19 protein-coding genes and 4 tRNA genes are annotated in these 24770 nt (G+C 44.4%); 5 read left to right on the top strand and 18 right to left on the bottom strand.

What is annotated here, in order from left to right; translation table 11 throughout:
* Positions 1 to 234: 234 nt before the first annotated feature.
* Positions 235 to 310 (bottom strand) — tRNA-Arg (locus ACH0AB_RS04585).
* 279 nt (positions 311 to 589) lie between these two features.
* Between ACH0AB_RS04585 and ACH0AB_RS04580 the strand changes: the two genes are divergently transcribed.
* From ACH0AB_RS04580 to nagZ, 5 genes are all read left to right on the top strand, one after another.
* Complete coding sequence (locus ACH0AB_RS04580; protein WP_076774537.1) at positions 590 to 1183, top strand: c-type cytochrome; 594 nt, start codon at positions 590 to 592, stop codon at positions 1181 to 1183.
* 159 nt (positions 1184 to 1342) lie between these two features.
* A complete protein-coding gene (locus ACH0AB_RS04575) occupies positions 1343 to 2302 on the top strand; it encodes an ABC transporter ATP-binding protein (protein ID WP_406877352.1) in 960 nt (319 codons plus the stop codon).
* A gap of 1 nt (position 2303) precedes the next feature.
* Positions 2304 to 3077 (top strand): ABC transporter permease, encoded by a 774-nt coding sequence (locus ACH0AB_RS04570; protein ID WP_406877351.1) that lies wholly within the window; start codon positions 2304 to 2306, stop codon positions 3075 to 3077.
* A gap of 32 nt (positions 3078 to 3109) precedes the next feature.
* Positions 3110 to 3961, top strand: a complete 852-nt coding sequence (gene queF, locus ACH0AB_RS04565; RefSeq protein ID WP_406877350.1) for an NADPH-dependent 7-cyano-7-deazaguanine reductase QueF — start codon at positions 3110 to 3112, stop codon at positions 3959 to 3961.
* 135 nt (positions 3962 to 4096) lie between these two features.
* Complete coding sequence (gene nagZ, locus ACH0AB_RS04560; RefSeq protein WP_406877349.1) at positions 4097 to 5137, top strand: beta-N-acetylhexosaminidase; 1041 nt, start codon at positions 4097 to 4099, stop codon at positions 5135 to 5137.
* 161 nt (positions 5138 to 5298) lie between these two features.
* Here nagZ and ACH0AB_RS04555 read toward each other — a convergent pair whose 3' ends face one another.
* The 17 genes from ACH0AB_RS04555 to ACH0AB_RS04475 all read right to left on the bottom strand — a co-directional run bounded on the left by ACH0AB_RS04555 (position 5299) and on the right by ACH0AB_RS04475 (position 24584).
* Positions 5299 to 5841: a hypothetical protein gene (locus tag ACH0AB_RS04555; RefSeq protein WP_406877348.1), complete on the bottom strand. Its 543-nt coding sequence runs from the start codon at positions 5839 to 5841 to the stop codon at positions 5299 to 5301.
* A 273-nt stretch (positions 5842 to 6114) separates the two neighbouring features.
* Positions 6115 to 6190: transfer RNA gene (locus tag ACH0AB_RS04550), tRNA-His, on the bottom strand.
* A 31-nt stretch (positions 6191 to 6221) separates the two neighbouring features.
* Positions 6222 to 6295, bottom strand: a tRNA-Arg gene (locus ACH0AB_RS04545).
* A 62-nt stretch (positions 6296 to 6357) separates the two neighbouring features.
* Positions 6358 to 6434: transfer RNA gene (locus ACH0AB_RS04540), tRNA-Pro, on the bottom strand.
* 153 nt (positions 6435 to 6587) lie between these two features.
* Positions 6588 to 7724, bottom strand: a complete 1137-nt coding sequence (gene nadA, locus ACH0AB_RS04535; protein WP_406877347.1) for a quinolinate synthase NadA — start codon at positions 7722 to 7724, stop codon at positions 6588 to 6590.
* Positions 7725 to 7911: 187 nt separating this feature from the next.
* Positions 7912 to 9354 (bottom strand): lipopolysaccharide biosynthesis protein, encoded by a 1443-nt coding sequence (locus ACH0AB_RS04530; RefSeq protein ID WP_406877346.1) that lies wholly within the window; start codon positions 9352 to 9354, stop codon positions 7912 to 7914.
* 33 nt (positions 9355 to 9387) lie between these two features.
* Positions 9388 to 9936 (bottom strand): tyrosine-protein phosphatase, encoded by a 549-nt coding sequence (locus tag ACH0AB_RS04525; RefSeq protein ID WP_050324010.1) that lies wholly within the window; start codon positions 9934 to 9936, stop codon positions 9388 to 9390.
* A 148-nt stretch (positions 9937 to 10084) separates the two neighbouring features.
* Complete coding sequence (locus ACH0AB_RS04520) at positions 10085 to 11506, bottom strand: FAD-dependent oxidoreductase (RefSeq protein WP_095356380.1); 1422 nt, start codon at positions 11504 to 11506, stop codon at positions 10085 to 10087.
* 164 nt (positions 11507 to 11670) lie between these two features.
* Positions 11671 to 16140, bottom strand: a complete 4470-nt coding sequence (gene gltB / locus ACH0AB_RS04515; RefSeq protein WP_406877345.1) for a glutamate synthase large subunit — start codon at positions 16138 to 16140, stop codon at positions 11671 to 11673.
* 222 nt (positions 16141 to 16362) lie between these two features.
* The gene (locus ACH0AB_RS04510) at positions 16363 to 17346 is read right to left on the bottom strand and encodes a hypothetical protein (protein WP_406877344.1); all 984 of its coding nucleotides are present in this window, start codon (positions 17344 to 17346) and stop codon (positions 16363 to 16365) included.
* A gap of 69 nt (positions 17347 to 17415) precedes the next feature.
* On the bottom strand, positions 17416 to 18513 hold the full coding sequence (aroB, locus tag ACH0AB_RS04505) for a 3-dehydroquinate synthase (RefSeq protein WP_406877343.1): 1098 nt from the start codon (positions 18511 to 18513) through the stop codon (positions 17416 to 17418).
* Between the two features lie 68 nt (positions 18514 to 18581).
* Entirely contained in the window at positions 18582 to 19118 is a 537-nt protein-coding gene (locus tag ACH0AB_RS04500; RefSeq protein ID WP_062334134.1) for a shikimate kinase, read from the bottom strand.
* A 107-nt stretch (positions 19119 to 19225) separates the two neighbouring features.
* The gene (pilQ, locus tag ACH0AB_RS04495; protein ID WP_406877342.1) at positions 19226 to 21559 is read right to left on the bottom strand and encodes a type IV pilus secretin PilQ; all 2334 of its coding nucleotides are present in this window, start codon (positions 21557 to 21559) and stop codon (positions 19226 to 19228) included.
* Between the two features lie 17 nt (positions 21560 to 21576).
* Positions 21577 to 22110: a pilus assembly protein PilP gene (locus ACH0AB_RS04490; protein ID WP_203171548.1), complete on the bottom strand. Its 534-nt coding sequence runs from the start codon at positions 22108 to 22110 to the stop codon at positions 21577 to 21579.
* On the bottom strand, positions 22100 to 22858 hold the full coding sequence (locus ACH0AB_RS04485) for a type IV pilus inner membrane component PilO (protein ID WP_203171547.1): 759 nt from the start codon (positions 22856 to 22858) through the stop codon (positions 22100 to 22102). The genes ACH0AB_RS04490 and ACH0AB_RS04485 overlap by 11 nt, the downstream gene beginning before the upstream one ends.
* Positions 22859 to 22860: 2 nt before the next feature.
* Positions 22861 to 23532: a PilN domain-containing protein gene (locus tag ACH0AB_RS04480; RefSeq protein ID WP_050324001.1), complete on the bottom strand. Its 672-nt coding sequence runs from the start codon at positions 23530 to 23532 to the stop codon at positions 22861 to 22863.
* Entirely contained in the window at positions 23532 to 24584 is a 1053-nt protein-coding gene (locus ACH0AB_RS04475) for a pilus assembly protein PilM (protein ID WP_312540149.1), read from the bottom strand. The genes ACH0AB_RS04480 and ACH0AB_RS04475 overlap by 1 nt, the downstream gene beginning before the upstream one ends.
* Positions 24585 to 24770 lie beyond the last annotated feature (186 nt).

Raw genomic sequence — 24770 nt, 5'->3', positions numbered from 1 at the left:
TTGTCGGAGACCTAAAACCTTGAGACAATACCCTTATGAAAACCAAAAAACACCCAACAGAAGTTAAAAATAGAGCCGCCGAGTTGCTGATCGAATTGCAAAAGATTATTCTTTACTATGGGTAGTCATACAAGCAATTACATTCTACCAATGGATATGTATCGCCTATTATGTATCCATAAAAACATGAATAAATTAAAATCCTCATGAAATCAATAATTTAGGCATTAAGAATGGTGCGCTCGGCGGGACTCGAACCCACGCCACAGGCTTCGGAGACCTGTACTCTATCCAGTTGAGCTACGAACGCTTTGATTGGGATTGAAAAAAAGCAGTGGGCTATTTTAGCAAACTTTTCGTACAATAAGCAAATCATCAAAATTACTGCTAAAAACTGCTCGGCAAAGTTGATAGCACACATCAAATAAGCATAGCTTTTTCAGATAATTTTCCCTTATAATAGTATGGAAAATAAATCTGTGTAACATTTATCGCATCAACGGATACAATCGAGCAATCTAATGGCTCATATTGTCCGTTTTAAAAGTATTACGATAATTTAATTCACCTGTTTGAGAGAACGTGACGAATGAAAAAAGTAGTGATGTTATCAGCGGTTACTATGCTAAGTCTTGCGGGTATCGCTGTCAGCCAAGCTGAGGATAAAGCCAGTGCCCCTGCAGCGGCATCAGCTACCGCTAGCGCTTCAAGTACCGCGACAGCCTCAAGTACTGCAACTGCTTCAGCCCCTGCATCCTCTGCCGCTCCCGCAAAAAAGGAAGCAGAAAAAGCACCTGAAGACCCACCTCAAGTTGCAAAATTGGTTGCATTATACCCAAATCTAATCGCACGTATTGCCCCACAAGGTAAAGTTTGTTTTGAAGGTAAAGAGTGTGATATCACTATTGCCGCTGCATTGGGTGCCGCTGATCCAGATAAACCACGTGAAGGCAAAGTAATTTATGAAGGTGTTTGCCATACTTGTCATACTGCAGGTCTGTTAGGTGCACCAAAATTTGGTGATAAAGGCGCTTGGGGTCCCCGTATCGCTAAAGGTACCGCTACCCTTCACCAACACGCGCTACAAGGCTTTAACGCCATGCCAGCCAAAGGTGGTAACGCTGATTTGCTAGATGTGGAAGTGACCAACGCGGTTGATTATATGGTGTCTCAAGCCAAATAATCATTTTTAGCCCCGATGAAGCCTATCAACTGATAGGCTTTTTTAATTGTATCATTGATATAATTTAGCTTAACCACTATAAACTTAGTTCACGCAAATCTTTAAACTGTCCAACCCATCCCCATTAAGGTCTCACCTTTAACCAGAACCTGCATTGCTATGGCAAACTTTGACACTACCATCCCTGCTCTAAAAATTACCCAGCTCACCAAAACCTACCCAAATGGTTTTTCAGCACTCAAAGGCATTGATTTGACCGTACCCCAAGGTGGATTTTTTGCCCTACTTGGTCCCAATGGTGCGGGTAAATCCACCACCATTGGTATTATCAGCTCGCTATTTAAACCCAGCTCAGGCTCGGTAGAAATTTTTGGGGTAGATTTGCTTAAACAGCCTGCCAAAGCCAAGCAGTTTTTAGGCGTGGTGCCGCAAGAATTTAACTTTATGCAGTTTGAAAAAATCGAAGATATTTTAATTGCCCAAGCGGGCTATTTTGGCATACCTGCCAAGGAATCTCGCCCGCGTGCCGAAAAACTCCTTAAAGCATTGGGGCTTTGGGAAAAACGCGATGACAAAGCGCGTATGCTCTCTGGCGGTATGAAACGCCGTTTGATGATTGCGCGTGCTTTAATGCACCGTCCCAAACTGCTGATTTTGGATGAGCCGACTGCAGGGGTGGATATTGAACTGCGCCGCTCGATGTGGGATTTTATGCAGCAAATTAACACGGAAGAAGGTACGACCATTATTTTAACCACCCATTACCTAGAAGAAGCTGAGCAGCTGTGTAAAAACATTGCTATCCTTGACCAGGGTGAAATTCGTATCAATACCGATATGAAAAGTTTGCTTACCAGCCTTGATATGGAAAGCTTTGTGTTTGATTTGGCGCAACCTTATCCCGCACGCATTGCGTTAACCAATGTGGTAAAAACCAAGCAGCCAGACCCGTTGACCCTTGAAGTCACACTCAAAAAAGGCGACAGTCTAAATGACGTCTTTGCCCAGTTAACTGCTCAAAATATTCAGGTAGCCAGTATGCGTAACAAAGCCAATCGCCTTGAAGAGCTGTTTTTGGGGATTGTTGAAAACAATTTGACTGAAAAATTGGAGAATTAACATGGATTTTCAGCACCAGTTGGTTGCATTTAACACCTTGTTAGTCAAAGAAATCCGCCGAATTCTTCGCATTTGGCCGCAGACGCTGTTGCCCCCTGCCATCACCATGAGTTTGTATTTTATCATCTTTGGTAAAATGATTGGCGCTCGGGTTGGCGATATGGGCGGTGTCTCCTACATGCAGTTTATCGTGCCTGGCTTGATTATGATGTCGGTGATTACCAATAGCTACTCCAATGTGGTATCGAGTTTTTTTGCCACCAAGTTTCATGGTAATATCGAAGAGATGTTGGTCAGTCCGATTTCTAAACATACCATTTTACTGGGCTTTATCGCGGGCGGTTTGTTTCGGGGGTTGACCATTGGCGCGATTGTGACGGTGCTCGCGTTGTTTTTTACTCAGTTATCACTGGTGCATGCATTTGTCACGATTTTTACCGTGGTTATGACCTCAGCATTGTTTTCGCTGGGCGGTATGATTAATGCGGTATTTGCGCGCTCGTTTGATGATATTTCCATCGTACCCAGTTTTGTGTTGACACCCTTGACATATTTGGGCGGCGTGTTTTATTCACTGAATGATTTATCGGGATTTTGGCAAAACATATCGCTACTAAACCCCATTGTTTATATGGTCAATGCTTTTCGCTATGGTATTTTGGGTCATTCAGATGTCAATGTATGGTCATCTTTGGTAGCGATTGGGATTTTTACCGCGATATTTTATGGCATTGCGTATTATCTTTTAGCAGATGGCTCACGCGTTCGTTTATAACTTAGTTAAATTAAAAGTTAAATTAAAAAAATATGAAACCACTTGAAACTCACGGTATTTTGGGTCAATCCACTAGCTACCCAAAAACCTACGCCCCCGATATACTTTACCCCATTCCTCGCGCATTAGGACGAGCAAACCTAGCGCTGCCTGCTGACGCCTTAAGTATCGGCATGGACTGGTGGCAGGTTTTTGAGATGTCTTGGCTTAACTCGCACGGTATATCACAGGTGGCAATGGCGCGCCTTGCCATCCCTGCCACATCAGACTACATTGTCGAATCAAAATCGCTCAAACTTTATTTTAATAGCCTAAATTTCACTGAATTTGACAATCAACAAGCTGTTAAAGCAGCGGTGGAAAAAGATTTATCCGCTTGTCTAAAAACTGATGTGACGCTTGAGATTTTTGAGGTAAATATTGCAAATAGCTTACCTATCAGCGCGCCACAAGGTGACTGCATTGACAACGCGTTGGATAATAGCGATAAAAAAATCGCCATCGTCAGTGATGTCGATCCTTCAAGTTTGACCGTTGCCCATCAAGGCGCCTCGGATAGCCAGTTACAAATTTTGCATTCGCATCTGCTGCGCTCAAACTGCCCTGTCACCAATCAGCCAGATTGGGGAACACTGGAGATTCAGATAGATAGCCAACCGATTGACCAAGCAGGACTGCTTGAGTATATTTTGAGCTTTCGTCAGCATAATGGCTTTCATGAACAATGCGTGGAGCAAATTTTTAGTGATTTAACCCAAGCCTTTGCGCCAAAAACGCTCATGGTACGCGCATGGTACACACGCCGCGGCGGGATTGATATCAATCCTTGTCGGGTGAGTGATATCAGTTTGTTACCGCCACCGTCACGGCTTAACCGTCAGTAATAATCGCTAATAATAATCGCCAGTAAGCTAGTCGCATTTTTATCAAAAAAAGCGTATGCTATGTTTTTTCAAAATTTTTCTGCCTCCAACTATATCTAACCGTTGACGGCAAGCAATACCCAGAAGGATTACCGCATGCAAGCAGTCGGTCAACTCATGCTTGATATTGAAGGCACAGCGCTTAGCCTAGCAGACGAAGCACTGCTACGCCAACCGGAAGTTGGCGGCGTGATTTTGTTTGGGCGTAATGTAGAAAGCCCTGAGCAAGTACGCGAACTGACCGATAGTATGCGTGCTATCAAGCCCAATATTTTAATTGCGGTTGACCAAGAAGGTGGACGTGTCGCTCGCTTGCGCGCGGGTTTTTCGCCGCTACCTGCGATGGGTAAACTCGGTGAAAGGTTTGAGCATGACCCTATCACTGCGCTTGATCTTGCTTATTGCGCAGGCTATTTGATGGCAAGCGAAGTCCTAGCGGTTGGGATTGATTTTAGTTTTGCGCCTGTACTTGATATCAATGGGGTGAGCCGCGTCATTGGTGATCGCGCGTTTCACGCCCATCCGATTGCAATCACCGCCTTATCTGCTGAATTCATGCGTGGGATGAAGCTTGCCGGAATGGCAACCACGGGCAAGCATTTTCCCGGTCACGGCTCAGTTGCACCAGATTCTCATGTGGATGATGCCACCGATGAGCGCAGTTATGATGAGATTCGCCAATATGATATGCAGCCCTTTATTCGCAACAAGCCGCTACTGGATGCACTTATGCCCGCTCACGTGGTATTTAGCGCAGTTGATAACAAACCTGCAGGGTTTTCATCGATTTGGCTGCAGCAAATTATTCGTGGCAAACTAGGGTTTAATGGGGTATTGTTCTCCGATGACCTATCGATGAAAGCGGCACATGTTGCAGGTGATGCAGGTGACCGTATTGCCGCTGCTTTAACGGCAGGTTGCGATATGGGATTATTGTGTAATGACCGCCCTGCTGCCTTAGTTGCGCTTGAGCGTTTGCAAAAACAGCCAACACTGCTCAATACCACCAGCCAACATCGGTTATCTAGCATGAAAGGCAATATCAAAGGCTGGCGGGGCTCACTGGCCGACTCAGCTCAAGAGTGGTCACATTGGCAAAGCAGTCAGCGTAAGGTGCTAGAAAATTTCTTTGCATGACTTTTCTTAAAACAAGCCACTTTGAAACAAGCCACTTCGAAAAAATCAAATTCAAAAAAACAAATTCGAAAAAAAGCACCTTTTAAAAAAAGCAACGCGGCAACGTTGCTTTTTTTATGGCTACTTTTTCATAGCTATTTTTTTAGCTACTTTTTGATTCATCAATTGACATAGCGTAATTGAGCTATCATTTTTTGCAAATGCTCACTACTTAATTGACTCCAGATATTATAAAAACAGCCATTGTTCAGCACTATATAAGCCAGCATTTTACCCTGTGGGTTATTGCCCTCTCGCCCAAGCGTCACATAACTACCATCGGCATAGTTTTTACGATAGGCCCAGCCCTGGTACAAGTCACGCTTAGACGTCGTACCGGCATTGGCTACGCCATAAGCACTGCGTAAAGACCTGCCTTTATAGTTCTTCAAATCATACGCCACCGCAAAGCCACCTGAAAAATTGGCAGCGCGTGATTGTGCAGTTTTAACATTGACTGATGAATGATTAGCAATGGCTAAAATTGGGCAATATTTATAATCAGATTGTCGCCATTGCTGTTGATAAATTGGGCTAACTTGGCTACTTTTGAGCGATGCATGCGATTGCCAAGGTGATTTTGGCAGCCTAGTAGCCGCTTGGGCAGTATTGACAACTATGCAGCCACTTATCGCAACACAGGTCATAGCAAGTTGATAAAACATCGTTGTACTTCGTATCATATTTATGCGCTCACGCCATTTTATTTGAGGTTTTCGATTAGGTAAAGTTACGCTATTGCCAATTTACCTTTACGAGCTTATCTTCTAGTACACTATATGACCCTAGTATATAAAGTAGATAATTGTTCATCCTAAAAAAGTGTAGCACAACCGTTGTTTTTTATAACAAATCTGCAAACGTGATAAATAGATAAGGGAGCAGGCAAGGCATAAAAAAAGCCCTTAATTCAATGAATTAAGGGCTTTTTTAGAATATGGGGCGAATGATGGGACTCGAACCCACGACAACCGAGATCACAACCCGGGGCTCTACCAACTGAGCTACATCCGCCATAAGGTAGGTTTTACAGACTAGCAAAATGCGCGCCTGACAGGATTCGAACCTGTGACCACCCACTTAGAAGGCGGGTGCTCTATCCAACTGAGCTACAGGCGCATAAAAAAAGCCTGCTCGGCTCTTGATTCATTTTTTTAACTTGGGTAAGTTTAAAGAATGAATGGTCGGAGTGAAAGGATTCGAACCTTCGACCCCCTGGTCCCAAACCAGGTGCACTACCAAGCTGTGCTACACTCCGATTGCCTAACTAGGCTTTAATTGTTACTTCAATACCTTAGCAATAGTGAGCTTAAAGGCTATCATCGCTAAGTGGTGCGTATATTAAAGCAAGTTAGTTAGGCTGTCAACGACTTTTTTCAATATTTTAAAAACAAGTTAGGGTTGTTAACACCTATCTTTTGAGCGTGGCGCCAAACGCGAGCATTCGATCTAGGGGTTTTTTAGCTTGTTCGATTAGCTGCGCATCAACAAAAATCTCGTGCGGTATGGCGTCAGGTGTGCCTACTTTCTCCAGTGCATGGATGATTTGGTCTAAATCATTCATCGCCATCCACGGGCAGTGCGCACATGAACGACAGGTTGCACCTTCCCCACGCGTCGGCGCTTCGATAAACACCTTATCTGGCGCCGCTTGCTGCATTTTATAAAAAATACCGCGATCCGTGGCGACAATGAACATCTTGTGCGGCAGGGTTTGCGCCGCTTTAATCAGCTGACTGGTGCTACCGACGGCATCTGCCATTTGGGTCATCTCAATCGGTGATTCTGGGTGTACCAATACGGCGGCATCGGGGTACATCTCTTTCATGGTTTTTAGGCTGCGGCTACGGAACTCTTCATGCACGATACAAGCGCCATCCCACAGCAGCATATCTGCGCCCACTTTTTGCTGGATATAACGCCCCAAATGCTGGTCAGGTGCCCAAATGATTTTTTCACCTTGGCTGTCTAGATGGTCAATGAGCTCAACCGCGATACTCGATGTCACCACCCAATCTGCCCGCGCTTTAACAGCCGCTGAGGTGTTGGCATACACCACCACAGTACGGTCAGGATGCTGGTCACAAAACGCGTTAAAGTCTTCAATCGGACAACCCAAATCTAGTGAGCAAGTGGCTTCTAGCGTTGGCATTAATACCGTTTTTGCAGGGCTTAGGATTTTGGCGGTCTCACCCATGAATTTGACGCCTGCAACAATCAGTACATCAGCATCACTATCACGCCCAAACCGCGCCATCTCTAAACTATCCGACACGATACCGCCTGTGGCTTCGGCAATTGCTTGGATTTTTGGGTCGGTGTAATAGTGAGCAATTAACGTGGCATTATGCTGTTTTAACAAATCGGCAATGCGCTGTTTTTTTTCTGCGAATTCGGCATCGTCAATCTGAATATCTTGGGGTATACCGAGCTTATCGAGATGTTGTTTGACAATGTCTTTGGCAGACACTGCTACCAGCTGCTCATTATTCGCTAATAGAGGATTGGCTAGCTGGGTAGTTGCTTGTGGCGTACTTGATTGTTGCATGAAAAACTCCTTCTCATGAGATGACTTACCCCTGTCTATCACAGGTAAGTAGCAATTCATTGATTCTCCTGCTGTTACTATAGCAAACTTTTTTGCGCAAGGTGAATCAATTGCGACTAGTAATTAATATAAGGATAATTTGGCTAAATTAAATACTTATACCCATTAAAATCTTATTAAGGTTCATTCATGACGCTTTTGCTTTTACCAAACGTTTTAACAGCGCGCGCTCGCTATAGCCGATTAAGCCAATATAGACCAGTAATAAGGTATTGGATAACCAAAAATTCATTTGAAAAGCACTGACGATTATCACGCTAAACAGCATCAGCGTGCCCAAAAAGAAAACGATTTTTTTGGTTTGGTAAGGTATCGGATAAAAATGCTGTCCAAGCGCGTACGATACTATCATCATGAGGAAGTAAACAAAAAGCGTCACCCATGCCGACACCATAAAGCCGTATTGTTTTAAAAACAGCATATGGAGCAAAATAGTCAGTCCCGCCCCAAGCCACGAGATGGCTGAGCCAATCCCAGTACGGTCAGTTACCTTATACCAAGTTGATAGGTTGTAATAAATCCCAAAACATAGATTCGCAATGACGATAATCGGTACGATATTAATCGCTGTCCAATAACTGGGATCGGTGATAAATAACCGTTTGAGCCATGAAATATTGGCAATAATACCAAGCGCCACCACCGATGCAAATAAAGCAAAGTACTCTGTCATCATCGCATAAGTATGTTTGGCATTGGCGTGGTGCATTTGTTTGAATAAAAACGGCTCAATCCCCATCCGATACGCGGTCACAAACAAAGTCATTAACACTGCCAATTTGTAGCAGCCACCGTATGCCCCCGCATCGCCTTTATCAATCATATAATATTGAATGATTTTATCGAAGTTTTCATTCACCATAAACGCCAACCCTGCCAGCATGACCGGATAAGAATAGCGAATCATACGTTTGAACAAAGCTTTATCAAAATGCCAGCGTACTTTTTTGATAATCGGAAACAGCATCATAAAAGTGGCGAGACTGGCAACTAAATTCGCAAAGAACGGATACGCCACTTGCTCAGTCAAACCGAAACTTTTGGCAGCCTCAATGGGCACAAAGCGAAATAGCGCAATAACCACCACAGTTTGTATCAAAATCGACACTACCCGCACCACCGAATACTTCACAGGCTGGTTGTGATAACGTAGCCAAGCAAACGGAATGGTACAAATCGCATCAAAAAACGCAATCCAAGCAAACCAGCGCAAAAATTCAGGGTGATTGCCATAATCCATCAGAATTGATAGCGGATTGCTAAATAGCAACACCATGACCAAAAAACCGCCTGCCAACATGGCAATAAACCAAAACGCCGTGCTAAACACATTTTTTTCGGCGGCGCCTGTTTTATCTTCTCCTGAGAAACGAAAATAAGATGTTTCAAAACCAAAAGTGAGCACAATATTGATAAAGGCAATCCAGGCATATAGGCTGGTAAAAATAGCAAAGGCTTCTTTATCGATGTAATTGATATACAACGGATTGAGTAAAAAGGTAATGACACGGGGTAAAATCGCACCGATACCATAGATAATGGTTTCACCTAACAGTCGTTTGATATTCACAGGCTATCCAAAGTTAATGTCGCTTGATGGGTTTTAAGGTTGGCTAATAATAGGCTTTTGGCGTTGTAGCGCTAACAAGGCGTGTTGCACTTCTTCCACTTTTTTCTCGGTCAATAAATTGCTGATATTAATCCAAATCCAGTGAAAGCCATACCCGCCGTCCTGCATTTCAATTTTGGCATGTTCAATCGTCCAGTTTTGTACCAAAATGCGATACATAGCAACGGTAATACCGGTGCGATCTGAGCCATGATAACAATGCACGAGCACCTTGTCGCCACGCGCTTGGTGCCACAAAATATCATACAAAATTTCAGCAAGTTGCTGCGGCTTGATTGCCCAAGTCATCAATGGGTGATTGATAAAGGTCAGCGGTAAATTGGCTAAATTTTCTTCGTTATCATCGCGATCAAAAAATCGTAAATTGATAAGCGTATTGATGCCGTACTGCCGGATAATACCGATATCATCGGGCGTTAGCTGCTCACTACGAAACAGCTGCTCATCGATTTGATAAAGATTGGCATGTTGACACCGTAATTTTGCCCAAGTAGCGGGACGAAAATGCTGCGCAAATGGCATGTCATTGACCTAGTAGTATGATGAATTTATGCGACATAATAGCCCAAAGTGGACAAAAACGCACCGAAATTTACCTGTAAAAAAACCCAATCAATATTGGGTTTTTTGACGTAATTAACAGCAATTCTTAGCTAAAGAAGGTTCTCGATTAAACATCTAGGTAATCTAGGATACCTTTAGCGGCCTCGCGACCTTCCCAAATCGCGGTTACCACCAAGTCTGAACCCCGCACCATATCGCCACCTGCGAAGATTTTTGGATTCTTAGTTTGGTACTTATAGGTTTGTAACTCAGGCGCGATCACCCGTCCGCTATTATCCATCTCGATGCCTTGGGTGGTAAACCAATCAGCCGGGCTAGTACGGAAACCAAATGCCATAATCACCGCATCGGCTGGCAAGATTTCTTCTGAATTGGGAATAGGCTCTGGGCTACGACGACCGCGGTTGTCAGGTTCGCCAAGTTTAGTGGTCACTACTTTAACGCCGGTTACTTTACCGTTTAAACCGATAATTTCAATCGGCTGACGGTTAAATAAAAACTGTACGCCTTCTTCACGCGCGTTACGCACTTCACGGCGTGAACCTGGCATATTCTCTTCATCACGGCGGTAGGCACAAGTCACAGAAGTTGCACCTTGGCGGATACTGGTACGGTTACAGTCCATCGCGGTATCACCACCGCCAAGAACGACCACTTTTTTGCCTTGTAAGTCGATGTACTCTTGTGGGTTCGTTTCCCAACCTTGGCAGCGGTTGACGTTTGCGATTAAAAAATCAAGCGCATCATACACGCCAGATAACTCTTCACCGGCATAACCGCCACGCATATAGGTATAGGTACCCATACCCATAAACACCGCGTCATACTCAGAGAGTAACTCATCAATAGTGACATCTTTACCGATCTCGGTATTTAAACGAAATTCAATGCCCATGCTCTCGAAGACTTCGCGGCGGCGACGCATGACATTTTTTTCCATTTTAAATTCTGGAATACCAAAGGTCAGTAGTCCACCAATTTCAGGGCGTTTATCAAATACCACAGGTTTGACACCATTACGGACCAATATGTCAGCACAGCCAAGACCGGCAGGACCTGCGCCAATCACCGCAACTTTTTTATCCGTCCAAGTCACACCGCTCATATCTGGACGCCAGCCTAGCGCAAACGCAGTATCGGTGATGTATTTTTCCACGTTCCCAATGGTGACTGCCCCAAATCCGTCATTGAGAGTACAAGCCCCTTCACACAGACGGTCTTGAGGACATACTCGCCCACAGACTTCTGGCAACGTGTTGGTTTGGTGGCATAAATCTGCCGCTTGGAAAATATGACCTTCGGTAGCCAGTTTTAACCAGTTTGGAATGTAGTTGTGAACGGGACATTTCCATTCACAATAAGGGTTACCACATTCAAGACAGCGGTGCGCTTGGTCAGTTACCTTGTCTTGCTCAAAGGGATAGTAAATCTCAACAAACTCGTGAGTACGGGTATTAATGTCTTTTTTTGAAGGGTCGACACGTGCGACGTCTAAAAACTGAAAATCGTTGTGTAATCGTTTTGCCATGCCCCAATGCTCCTAAAGCAATGCTCCTAAGTGAGTGGTATCCAGCGATTCACTGTATACCGACCTGCTTGACAGCGAACTTTTAAAATTTAAGTTAAAGGTAGAGCGCTGGTCACGCGCTACCTTTAGCAATCCAATATCATGAAATTATGCTACACAATCGCTTATTGTGGGTCTGCCATGGTCGTTTTTAGTAGCGAAGTAATGTTCGCGGCTTTTGGTTTGACCAAATAGAACTTACGAACATAATGCTCAAAGTCGTCAAGGATGGTTTGACCCCATTGGCTACCTGTTTTTGCCACGTGTGTTTTGATAATCGACATCAAGTTGATACGGTGATTTTCTGTTTGCTCACTTGAGATACGATGCATATCGATAAGCTCATGGTTACAACGGTCAAAGAAATCGCCATCTAAATCAAGCACGTAAGCAAAACCGCCTGTCATACCAGCACCGAAGTTTAGCCCTGTTTTACCCAACACTGTCACTACACCACCCGTCATGTATTCACAGCAGTGGTCACCGGTACCTTCAACCACCGCAAAACAACCTGAATTACGAACCGCAAAACGTTCACCGGCAGTACCTGCTGCATATAGATGACCGCTTGTGGCACCATACAAACAGGTGTTACCGATGATAGCGGTTTGCTGGCTAGCAAAAGTCGAACCTTTTGGTGGGTAAATCACGATTTCACCCCCTGCCATGCCTTTACCTACGTAGTCGTTGGCATCCCCTTCAAGCTTAATGTTTAAGCCGCCTGCATTCCACACACCTAAACTTTGACCCGCGGTGCCGGTTAAGTGCAAGTTGATTGGCGCGCTTGCCATACCATTGTTGCCATGCAGCGCAGCAATCTCCCCTGAGATACGCGCACCGATGGAACGGTCACAGTTGCCAATACGATAGCTAAAGTCACCACCTTTGGCTGATTTGATGGTCTCCATCATATCGATAACCATTTGCTCAGCAAGCAAGCCTTTGTCAAATGGCTCATTGCGCTCAACTTGGCAAGTTTGTGGTTTGCCATCGCCTTTGCTATGGGTAAATAATAGCGGCGCTAAGTTTAGGTGTTGTTGCTTGTTGGTAGTGCCTGACATGGCTGATAGCAAGTCGGTGCGACCCACAAGCTCTTCCATTGAACGCACGCCCAATGCCGCTAACCACTCGCGGGTTTCTTGTGCCACAAATCTAAAGAAATTAATCAGCATCTCTGCTTCACCGATGAAATGCTCATCGCGCAGTTCTGATTTTTGCGTTGCCACGCCCGTTGGGCAGTTATTTAGGTGACAGATACGCAGGTATTTACAGCCCACGGCAATCATCGGCGTGGTACCAAAACCGAAGCTTTCCGCTCCCAGTATTGCTGCTTTTACTACGTCTAAACCCGTTTTTAAACCACCATCTGTTTGCACGCGTACTTTATGACGTAACCCGTTGACACGAAGCGATTGGTGCGCTTCAGATAAGCCCAATTCCCAAGGCGAGCCTGCATAGTGAATTGACGACAAGGGTGACGCTGCGGTACCACCATCATACCCTGAAATGGTAATCAAATCGGCATACGCTTTTGCCACACCCGTTGCAATGGTACCTACGCCTGGGCGCGACACCAATTTGACTGACACAAGCGCGTTTGGATTGACTTGTTTTAAGTCAAAAATTAGCTGCGCCAAGTCTTCAATCGAATAAATATCATGATGTGGCGGTGGTGAAATCAAGGTCACACCTGGCACTGAGTAACGCAAACGCGCAATTAAGCTATTTACTTTACCACCCGGCAACTGACCGCCTTCACCGGGTTTTGCCCCCTGCGCGATTTTAATCTGCATCACTTCTGCCGAACGCAGGTAAGCCGGTGTGACCCCAAAACGACCTGAGGCGACTTGTTTGATTTTTGAGTTACGAATCGTGCCATAACGTGTGGGATCTTCACCGCCCTCACCCGAGTTTGAACGTCCGCCAATCGTGTTCATCGCGGTTGCAATCGCCTCGTGTGCTTCTGGTGACAAGGCGCCTAATGACATACCTGCTGAGTCAAAGCGTTTTAGGATTTGTTCAATGGGCTCAACGTCATCAACACTGATGGATTTACTGGTATCTAACTGCAGCAAATCACGTAACGTCGCTACGGGTCGGCTGTTGACAATCGACGCATATTCTTTGTAATTGTCGTAGTCGCCCGTGCGTACCGCTTTATGTAGCGCTTGAATCACATCTGGGTTGAAGGCGTGGTATTCTTTGTTAAAGACAAATTTTAACAAGCCGCCTTGGTCAAGCGGTACACGTTTGGTAAAGGCATTTTTTGCCAAGATTTGTTGGTCAATCGCCAAATCGTCAAACGTGGCACCTGAGATACGGCTTTCAACCCCAGTAAAGCAAAGCTCAACCACTTCTTCTGATAAACCCACGGCTTCAAACAATTGCGCGCCGCGATAAGAAGAAACGGTAGAAATACCCATTTTTGATAGGATTTTTAACAAGCCTTTATCCAAGCTTTTGCGGAAGTTGTTTTTGGCGTACAACGGGTCACCAAGCAAGTCGCCTTTATCGACCAAGTCTGCAATCACATTGTAAGCCAAGTATGGATAAACCGCGGTAGCACCAAACCCCAACAAGACCGCTAATTGGTGCGAATCACGTACCAAACCTGTTTCGATGATTAAGTTGGCATCTGCGCGTAAACCCACATTAATCAAGTGATGATGCACCGCACCTGTCACCATAATGGCATTGGCAGGTACTTTACCTTTTTCAATATTGCGGTCAGATAATACAATCAATACTTTACCTGCGCGTACCGCTTGGGCAGCTTGCTCACAGATGTGTTTGATGGCATCTTCTAATGCCATTGATTCATCATAATTTAAATCAATGGTTTCAATTTCAAAACCTGGTTTTGTGACGCTGCGTAGTTGCATCATTTTGCTCGATGACAACACAGGCGATGACAATACGATACGGTTGGCGTGGTCTGGCGTGGGCTCAAAAATATTTTTTTCGCTACCCAAACAAGTTTCCAATGACATGACAATCGCTTCGCGCAGGGGATCGATTGGTGGGTTGGTAACCTGAGCAAATTGTTGACGGAAGAAATCAGCCACGTGACGAACTTGTTTCGACAGTACCGCCATCGGGGTGTCATCGCCCATTGAACCAACAGCTTCTTGACCGTTTTCGGCTGAAGGACGGATGATTTCTGTGCGTTCTTCATTGGTGATATGAAACATTTTTTGCAGCGCTAACAGATGCTCGCCTGTTTCACGTTGCTCATAAGCTTTTTCTTCTAGCTGTTCATCATCCCGTAGACGTACCGCATTTTCACGTAACCATAGGCGATATGGGTGGGCTTTTTTTAGCTGACGACCCACGGCTTTGGTATCCATGATGTTACCAGTTTCGGTATCAATCACTAGCATTTGACCCGGTCCGACGCGACCTTTAGCAATCACGTCTTCAGGTTGATAATCCCAAGTACCGATTTCTGAAGCCACGGTGATATAGCCATTTTTGGTAGTCACCCAACGTGATGGACGTAAACCATTGCGGTCAAGCATACAAACCGCATAGCGACCATCTTGGATCACTAGACCGGCTGGACCATCCCAAGCTTCCATATGCTGTGAGTAAAACTCATAAAACGCGCGTAAATCCATGTCCATCGTGTCAACATTTTGCCATGCTGGCGGCACGAGGATAGAAAGCGCACGGAATAAATCCATGCCCCCTGACACCAGTACCTCAAGCATATTGTCTAAGCTTGATGAGTCAGAGCCCACACGGTTGACGAGTGGTTGTAATTCTTGCAGTTCTGGAATCAAATCGGTGACAAATTTTGGCGTACGAGCGACTGCCCAGTCACGGTTACCATCAATCGTGTTTAATTCACCATTGTGGGCAAGATAGCGAAAAGGCTGGGCTAATGGCCATCTTGGCAGGGTATTGGTTGAGAAACGTTGGTGGAATACCACAATGTGTGACGCCAAACGTTCGTCTTGTAAATCCAAGAAGAACGCGGGTAAATCGGCAGGCATAACCAAGCCTTTATAGATAACCACTTGTGAGGTCAATGACGTCACATAAAACAACGGGTCATCTTTCAGTTCGATTTCTGCTTTGCGGCGTGCAACGAATAATTTACGGTTAAAGGTTGCCTCGTCCATATTGATTGGGCAATTGACTAAAATTTGTTTAAAGCCTGGGAGTGATTCACGGGCAATGTCACCGACGATACTTAAATCAACTGGCACATCACGCCAGCCAGCGACTAGCAAACCTTGTGCTTCAATCGCTTGGCTTAGTGTATCTTGGCTATGCTGTGCTAATGCTTTGTCGAGGTTAACAAATACCGTGCCGACGGCAAAAATTTCGTTTAGGGTAAAGCCATTGTCTGAAGCGATTTTTTTAAAGAATACCTTGGGTGTCGCAATCAATAAACCACAACCATCGCCTGTCTTACCATCAGCTGCCACGCCACCGCGGTGGGTCATACAACTTAAACTATGAATCGCTGTTTGCACTAAGTCATGACTAGCTTCACCATGGGTATGCGCAATCAAACCAAACCCACAGTTGTCTTTGAACACATCGGGTTGGTAAAGATTATGCTGATCTGAATACTGATTTAAAGACATAAGCGTGTTCCCTTAACAAGCTGGTAGCAAAGAAATGGGCATACTATAAATATGTGCAATGTTTGCTATTGAATCATAAAAGATTGGAATAGATAACCGTCATGTTTGTTATCTATATGTACCATAAGAAATCAAAATGATACCCTTCGTTATATTAACGAAAAAGGGTGAAAAAATCCACTGTTATTTGAAAACCAAACTGAACCAACCTGTCTAACCTCACTAGTTGGCTTGGGACTTCTGCTTGATTAACTCGCCCATGCTGTCCTTTGAGGCATCTTTGGGTTTTGGCTTTTCTTCAGACGGCTTGCTGTGGGTTTGTTTGGGTTTGACATCAGTATTATCGTTCTTGCTATTGATAACTTTTGGTTCTGAACGGGTAACATTTGAGTCGTTACTGTTGCTTTCAGCAATCACTTTACCTTCCTGAATAGAAAGGGTCTCTTGAGGATTAGTTGACTTTTCAATGCTGGTTTTTGGCGCCATGCGTTTTGGTTCTACTGCTGTAGAAGTCGCAGCTTGTGGTTGTCGTTCAACTTTGGCTTTTGGCGCAGGCAACAATTTTGGTGTAGCGTTTAGTTTGACTTCTCGCGCGGCTGTCTTACCCACATCACGAAGTGGCGGCGCGACTTCATACTCATCCATTTGTGGGGCATACATTTTAAATTCTTCAGGAAATGCTTTGACCTCTTTTGGTAAATTAAAATTCACTACTTTAGCCGCGCCAACTGCTTCTTGTACTGAGCCAAATACGCCATAGGTGACCACAAAGCGTTTTTGGTTATGCGCATCAACGATACGAAAATAATTAAATTTATCACGATCGTCACGGCTATTTAGGTAATCGGTGACCACTTCGTGCTCCACCACGTTCATGACTTGAACTGTCCATTTACCGTTATTGGCCTTGATAAAGCGACTGTCCTTAAATTCTTTGGGATAGTTGCGCATATCACGAATTACCGCATCAAATTTGATGGGTCTAACTTCAGTATTAAGCTCTTCAGGTGTTTTGGCCAATAGTAGCGCGGTGGGATCTTGATTTAGATTGGCATTACTCGCCGCTTTCACCGCACTTTTGGCAGGCTTTACCGCAGAGGCAATCCACACCGTGACTGTCAAACCCCCTGCAATCGCCGCTAAAATCAGCCAAGTGGTCACTTTAAATGCCCATGAACGATACAGCGTAGATAAAGAATGCACCATAAAACAACCTTCTGTCTGAGGTAAGGTTAACGCCCGATATGACGCTTTAACCCATCTATAAAATTTATATCAATTAGGTTTGTCAGTCAAAGCCAGCACGTCTGTCAGTAACGCTGGATCATACGCTGACGTCAATACCGCTTGTCCCAATTGTTCTAGTAATACGAGACGAATTTTGCCGGATTTGACTTTTTTATCATGCCCCATCAAATCCAGTGCTGTATCCACCTCAATGACTGGCGGATGGGTGGGTAAATCAGCACAGGCGATTAAAGAGCTGGCTCTGTCAACATCGTCGGCGCTAAGCCACCCTTGTTTTTGTGACAACTGCATCGCTTGAATCATACCTACCGCGACTGCTTCACCGTGCAGCCAATTGCCATAACCTTCATGCGTTTCAATCACATGACCAAAGGTATGACCAAAATTAAGTAGCGCGCGTGTATTAGCTTCAAACTCATCTTGCGCCACAATATCCGCTTTATGCTGGCAAGAAATCAGTACAGCTTGGGCTAATAAATTCAAATCGAGCGCGCGTAACGACGTTATATGGGTTTCAAGCCAAGCCAAAAACGCCACGTCGCCGATTAACGCGTATTTAATGACTTCCGCTAACCCTGCTGATAATTCACGCGGTGGCAAGGTCTTTAAGGTGGTCATATCTGCCAAAACAAGACGCGGCTGCCAAAACGCGCCAATCATATTTTTGCCCAAGCGATGATTGATGCCTGTTTTGCCGCCCACGCTAGAATCCACTTGCGATAACAAAGTTGTGGGAATTTGGATAAAATTCACACCGCGCATAAAACTTGCTGCCGCAAAACCCACCATATCACCAATGACGCCACCACCAAGGGCAATCAGCGTACAGTCACGGTTAAAGTGATTTTCCATCAACTGATCATAGATACTATCAATGCTTTGCTGGGTTTTATACTGCTCACCATCAGGTAAAATACAAGTCTTAATGAGTTTATCGGCAGGCAAACGTGCGACGAGTTTATCAAGATATAGGGGTGCAACTATCTCATTGGTGACAACCAATATTTGTTTGCCACCAATATAGTCAGCAAAATCAAAGGTTTCGATGAGATTTTCCCCGATAAAAATGGGATAGTCGTGTGAACGTGTATGGACAATTAACTCACGGCGCATGGCAGTACTCATATCAATGTTATCTTTTTGGCATCTAGCAGGTTGTCATCAATTAGCTTGTCATATCTACAGTGCTACATTTAGACGGTTATATTGGCGTCTTGCAATTGCAGCAAAATGTCATGCACCATTTTTTTTGGGGAACTGTGACCCGTAACAATGGTGATGTCGGCAAGCTGCTGATAAATTGGGTCACGTTTACAAAACAGTTCGGTTAACTTTTGCTTAGGATTGTCTATTTGTAATAACGGACGGTTGCGGTCACGACAAGTGCGTTCATACTGAATGTCAACTTCTGCCCGCAAATAAATGATTATACCACGTTTTAAAAAATGGTGATTTTCAGCGATAGTAACTGCCCCACCGCCTGTGGCTAGTACGACATGATCCAGCTGGGTTAGTTTATCAAGTACACGTGTTTCGCGTTGACGAAATCCTACTTCACCCTCTTTTTCAAAAATCCAGCTAATACTCGCGCCCGAGACGCGTTCTATTTCCTGATCACTGTCATAAAACGTAAATCCAAGTTGCTGCGCCAACAGTTTACCAATTGTGGTCTTACCCGCACCCATCGGACCAATCAAAATAATTAACGGCTTAGGTTGATTACACTCCATAAAAAAACCACAAATCACTCTATAATATATTGAAAACATTATACTGTGATTTGTGGCAATGCGCTATAAGACTATTTTGTTATACAACAGCTCTATTAGGGAGTAAATTAATTAACACGGCCCGTGTCATTCACCAATTTTGGGGTCACAAAAATCAATAATTCTTGCTTGTTGTTGGTTTTTGAGGTGCGTTTAAAGAAGCGATCAACATAAGGTAAATCGCCTAAGAAAGGGATTTTAGTCACATCGTTACCTAAGGTATTTTTAAACACGCCACCGAGCACAACCGTTTGACCATCATCGACGACCACGTTGGTTTTAATCGAATCTTTAGAAACCGCTGTCGCACCATTGACGATAGTTGGTGAACCATTTTCAATACTCAAATCCATGCCAATACGACCTTCAGGGGTGATATTAGGGGTCACTTCAAGACTCAATGCCGCTTCGACAAAGCTCGTTGAGGTCGCCCCACTGGCAGAGGCTTCTTGATAAGGGATTTGTGTGCCTGACATGATTCTGGCGGTTTGTTTGTCGGCGGTTAGCACTTTTGGACTGGAGATGACTTCACCCTTATTATCCGCTTGCATGGCTGACAATTCTAAATCTAATAGTAAATCTGAAATGCTCAGCAGGCCAAACGCAATTTGTCCTGCAGGGTTAGCTGCACCTAGATTAACACTAAGGTTATCAGGTCGTGTAATAGTGTATGAAGGATAATCAACAGTTTGCCCATTTACGGTCATTGATTGCATACTATATTTCTTAAGATCCCATATGGTCTGCTCAGAACCACCCACTAATAAATTACGATTACTGTGCACGCCTTGCGATAAAATACCCCATTTCACCCCAAGTTCTTTGCTAAAGGTGTCTGTCGCACTCACAATACGGGCTTCAATCATTACTTGTTTGACAGCGATATCGATTTTACTAATCAAATCACGGATGTTGCTGATGGTTTCAGCCGTATCTTTAACAATCAAGGTGTTGGTTCGGGTATCGATTGTGACTGTACCTCTGTCTGTTAACAGTGAGGTATTGCCGCTCGAGCGATCGGATGTTGCTCTGCCTGCTTCAATCAGTGTTCGTACATTTTCTGCTTTCGCGTAGTTAAGTCGGATATATTCGGTACGCAGGGGGTCTAATACTTTTTTCTCTTGTTGCGCTTTTAACTCATCGGCTTCTTGTTTGGCAAGTTCTGCCGCGGGTGCCACCCAAATTACATTACCATTAACCCGTTTATCTAAATTTTTACTTTTTAGGATAATATCTAGGGCTTGATCCCAAGGCACGTTAATCAGACGCAAGGTAATATTACCACTGACGCTGTCACTGGCAACAATATTGGTATTGGTATGTTGTGCCAACACTTCTAAAATCGTACGCACGCTGACATCTTGAAACTCTAGTGATAAAGGCGCCCCGCTATAGGTACGCTCCTCAAGGGTCGGCTCGCGCAGACGTTTGGGGGGATCGATATTGATATTTAGCTGATTACCTGTTTGAAAGGCTCTATAGTCATAATCGCCTGTCATGGTAATACGAATCACGCCATTGCGTCCTTGGTTGGTTGCGATAACATCACGCACCAAGCCGTTACCTACGGTCATTTGTTTTTGCAGGCGACTGGGAATGGTAGCGCCTGTCAGACGAATGACTAACTCATCACCCATGCGCTGCACATCCACAGGGATGCTGTCATTCACCAAATTAATGCTAACATTACCACCGCCGTTCGAGGTGCCATTAAAATTAATCGCCGCTAGACCATCATAGTTGTATTGTTGAACAACGGTGGCAGCAGGATTTAATAAAGGATTGACTTTGACTACCATGGTATTGGCGGGTGGAGCGACTTTTGGTGTTTGGGTCACGACGGCAACAGGTGGCGGCGTTTGCACGACCACAGGTGGCGGTGTAGCAATCACAGGCGCAGCTTCAGTCACTACGGCAGCAGGCGTTACCACCGCGGGCTGACTCACGACGGGGGTAGTCACCACAGGTGTAACGATTGCGGGATTGGTAGCTGCTGTGGTTTTCGGCTGCATTGATACTACCAGGCGATTATTAATCACACGTGTACTAAAGGTCGCTTGATTTGACAACTCAATAATCATCCGTGTCATACTGTCATTGGTCAGCGTGGTGATATTTTTGACATAGCCTTGGTTATAAGTTTGCATCCGTGATGCAATTTGATTATTCACATTGGGGAAATCCAACACCAATCGTGTGGGTGAGGCAAGTTCATAAGCCGTCGGCGTCACAGCACTGTTAGCGAAGTCGATATTGAGTTCTGTTAGCACAGCGCTCGGCGTGGTAACCGAGATATTTCTAATGGTATCAGCTGCAAACACACTGCTAGATACTAACATCGCACTCATCGCTACCGCAAGCTTAGACGTTGAAGTTCGAAATGGATAGGCATTAAAATTCATTGAATTATCCCTTTGTTTTATTGACTAACTGCGGCAACAATTGAGTTTGCTTTTTCGACATAGCCGACACGACTGTCTGGTATGATTTCAATTAAGTTAATTTGGGTTGGGGTAATCTCTGCAATACGCCCCTCATTTTTACCCATATAATTACCCACTTTGACACTGGCAATCCCCCCATCTGGGCGTTGCACAAGACCATACACCTCGCCAGATGATGACACCATCGTACCTTTGTAGGTAAGCTCATTCAACTCAAATTGTTCAAGTGGCTCTTTGAGTCGGGACACATCCGGTCTCACCCCTTTCATTTGCTGTACTTGATTGGCTTGCAGCATTAAACTAGGCGGCATAAATGGACTACGCAGCGGTGAAGCGCTGTAATTAAACTCTTGTACCACTTCGGGTGTCGGCGGTGGCTTTACCGGTTGCGCAGGCTGGTTACGGATGTCCTGCATTTGTTGCTCTGCCAAACCGACACGGTCGGTACAGCCAGATAACAGGGCTAATAGGGCTAAGCAAATAGTGAGCGGTTTTTTATTAATTGCCATTATTCGCTTCCTTATTGTCAGACCCAGCTGGATTTTTTTGATTATCTTTTTGTGCTTTTTTCAATTCTTCTTCAGTTAACTCTTTTGAACGATAAGTTTTAACGTTCAAAACAAGATTGGTTTCTGGTAGCTTGTCTAGGCTAGGACTAGGGTTGGCAACTTCAAAGTCATGGAGGGTAATAATCCGAGGTAATTTAGCAAGCCCACTAATGAATGAGCCAAATTGGTGATAATCTCCTAAAGCGGCAATACGAATTGGCTGCTCAATAAAGAATTCTTGGGAGACTTCGGGTTCAACTTTAATATCCTGAAATTTGACATTACTGCCCACACCAACCATATTAATTCCATCCACCAAGTCAGAAATACGGGTGTCTTTGGGTAATTGATTGAGCAGTTCTTTAAAATCAGACTGCATTTTTGATACTTGCGCCTGATATTCTTTTAGATGACGTGCTTTGGATTCTTTTTGGCGATATTCATCTAACAAGGTTTGCTGCTCGGCTTCGGCAGCGGCAATCTCATCACGTTTGGTACTAATCGGCAAAAACCAAGTTAAAAAGGCGATAACAGCAACCATAAATAGCAATACGGTAACCTTAACAGGCACAGGCCAGCTACCATAATTATTTTGGTCCAGGGATTTAAAGCTTTCGGTAAAGGCTTTAACATCAAACGATTTTTTTGCGGTAATGTGAACGGGTTTTTTGACGAGTTTCGGTCTTTTTAGCGGATTGGTTAATTTCACCGTTATTTCTCCTTACTCGCACTTGCCGCAACGCCACTTGCAGCGGTAGCACTGGCGATGTCGGTTTGCTTAACCATGGTTGTTACCACAAAAGTCACGTAATTGGCTTCTGGTAATGTTGCGCTGGTACTGCTAGCACTGATGTTACCAGCAGCAGGTGCGGGTGTGGGGGCTTGATAAGCCACCGCATTGGGCTGCTGTATACTGACCACAGCCGATTTTTCTAACCACTGCGTCCCATCAAGACTGCGCATAAATGTCGAAATCACATTCGGGTTGTCGGCTTGACCGGTAAAGGTGATGGTATCAGCTTCACGCTTCATACTGGTTAAATACATTTGTGCGGGGATAATTCTGGCAATATCTTCCCAAATACGGACAGGGACAGGGCGACGGCCTTGCAAGTCTTGAATCACTTTCATACGCGCGATGATATCATCACGCTGCTGCTCAAGGGTTGCGATTTCTTTTAACGCCTTGTCTAAATTAGCGTTTTCTTGTTTGATGCGTTCATTAGCAAGCTGCTGGTTTTCTAGGGTGTTTTTATAGTAACTCCATGCCGCAAAGGCACCAAGTAGTGATAATAATAATACCGCAACCACTAAAGTCATAAACTCACGGTTTCTTTGTTCACGAAGTTCTTGACGCCAAGGAAGTAAGTTAATCTTTGCCATTAATCAAAACTCCGTAACGCCAAGCCACAAGCTGCTATTAAGCTTGGCGCGTCCATAATCAGTAATTCAGTGTTGATATGGTTATTAATCGTCATATTTGAAAATGCATTGGCAATACCTGTGCGGGTACCAAGTTTTTGTTCAACCATGCTCGCTAGACCCGCAATGCTGGCACTACCACCGCCCAACAAAATATAGTCTACTTGGCTATTTTGGCTTGATGAAAAATAAAACTGCAGCGAGCGGGTGATTTGCTGCACAATGTCATCTAAAAATGGCATTAATACATCAGTATAGTAATCATCCGGCAATGACAGGGTGCGCTTATTAATCATCGCCTCCTCGAACGTCAAACCATAACGATTTTGAATACTTTCAGTTAACTGGGCGCCGCCAAAAAGTTGTTCACGGCTGTATACAAACTCCCCGTCCTTTGCAATATAAAGCGTGGTTTGGCTGTGCCCGATATCAATAAGGGCTATATGCTGAGGTTGACCTGGCAAGCTATCGACCATCAATTGAAAGGCGCGTTCAACTGCGTAAGACTCCACATCCACAATTTTAGTATCCAGCCCCGCCAAAGCACCCGCGTCGACACGTTGGTCAACGTTTTCAGTGCGAGAGGCAACTAACAATACCTTACACATATCAGGCGTAGCTGAAGGGCCAATCACTTCAAAATCTAAATTAACTTCTGATAAAGGATAGGGAATATATTGGTCAGCATCTAGACGTATAAGGGATTCTCGTTCAAGCTCTGTGAGATCCGCTTCCATCTCAATGATTTTGCTAATAACCGAAGAGCTTGCTACGGCTGTCGCGATATGTTTACTGGAAAAACCTCTGCTACGAGATAATCTTGCGAGGGCGTCACTGACCGCTTCAATATCTACAATATTTTTATCAACAACAGCACCGCGAGGTAACGGTTCAATGCCGTAATTTCTTAAATGAAATAGACCTTGCTGCCGTGTTATTTCAACCATTTTGATCGCAGTGGTAGTGATATCTACCCCAACGACTAGCTTGTTGTTTTTTGTAAATAACCTCACAAGTTTGTTCCTTGTATACTAAGTTCAGTAACGTGATTTTTACTACGCTACAATACTTTAGAAATTTATTTGATTCAACCATTAGTTGTCACTAATTTATTGGGTGGTTTAAAAACAAGCGAAAAGCAAAATAGATTTTTCACAGAACTCAAATTTTTTTAGGTATAATAAAGCTTTATTTTGCTT

Origin of the sequence: Moraxella sp. 179-F 1C4 NHS (assembly GCF_045370505.1) — a bacterium.
Classification (GTDB): domain Bacteria; phylum Pseudomonadota; class Gammaproteobacteria; order Pseudomonadales; family Moraxellaceae; genus Faucicola; species Faucicola tetraodonis.
The sequence above is the reverse complement of the archived record's forward strand: the minus strand, read 5'-3'. Positions and strand labels throughout refer to the sequence as shown.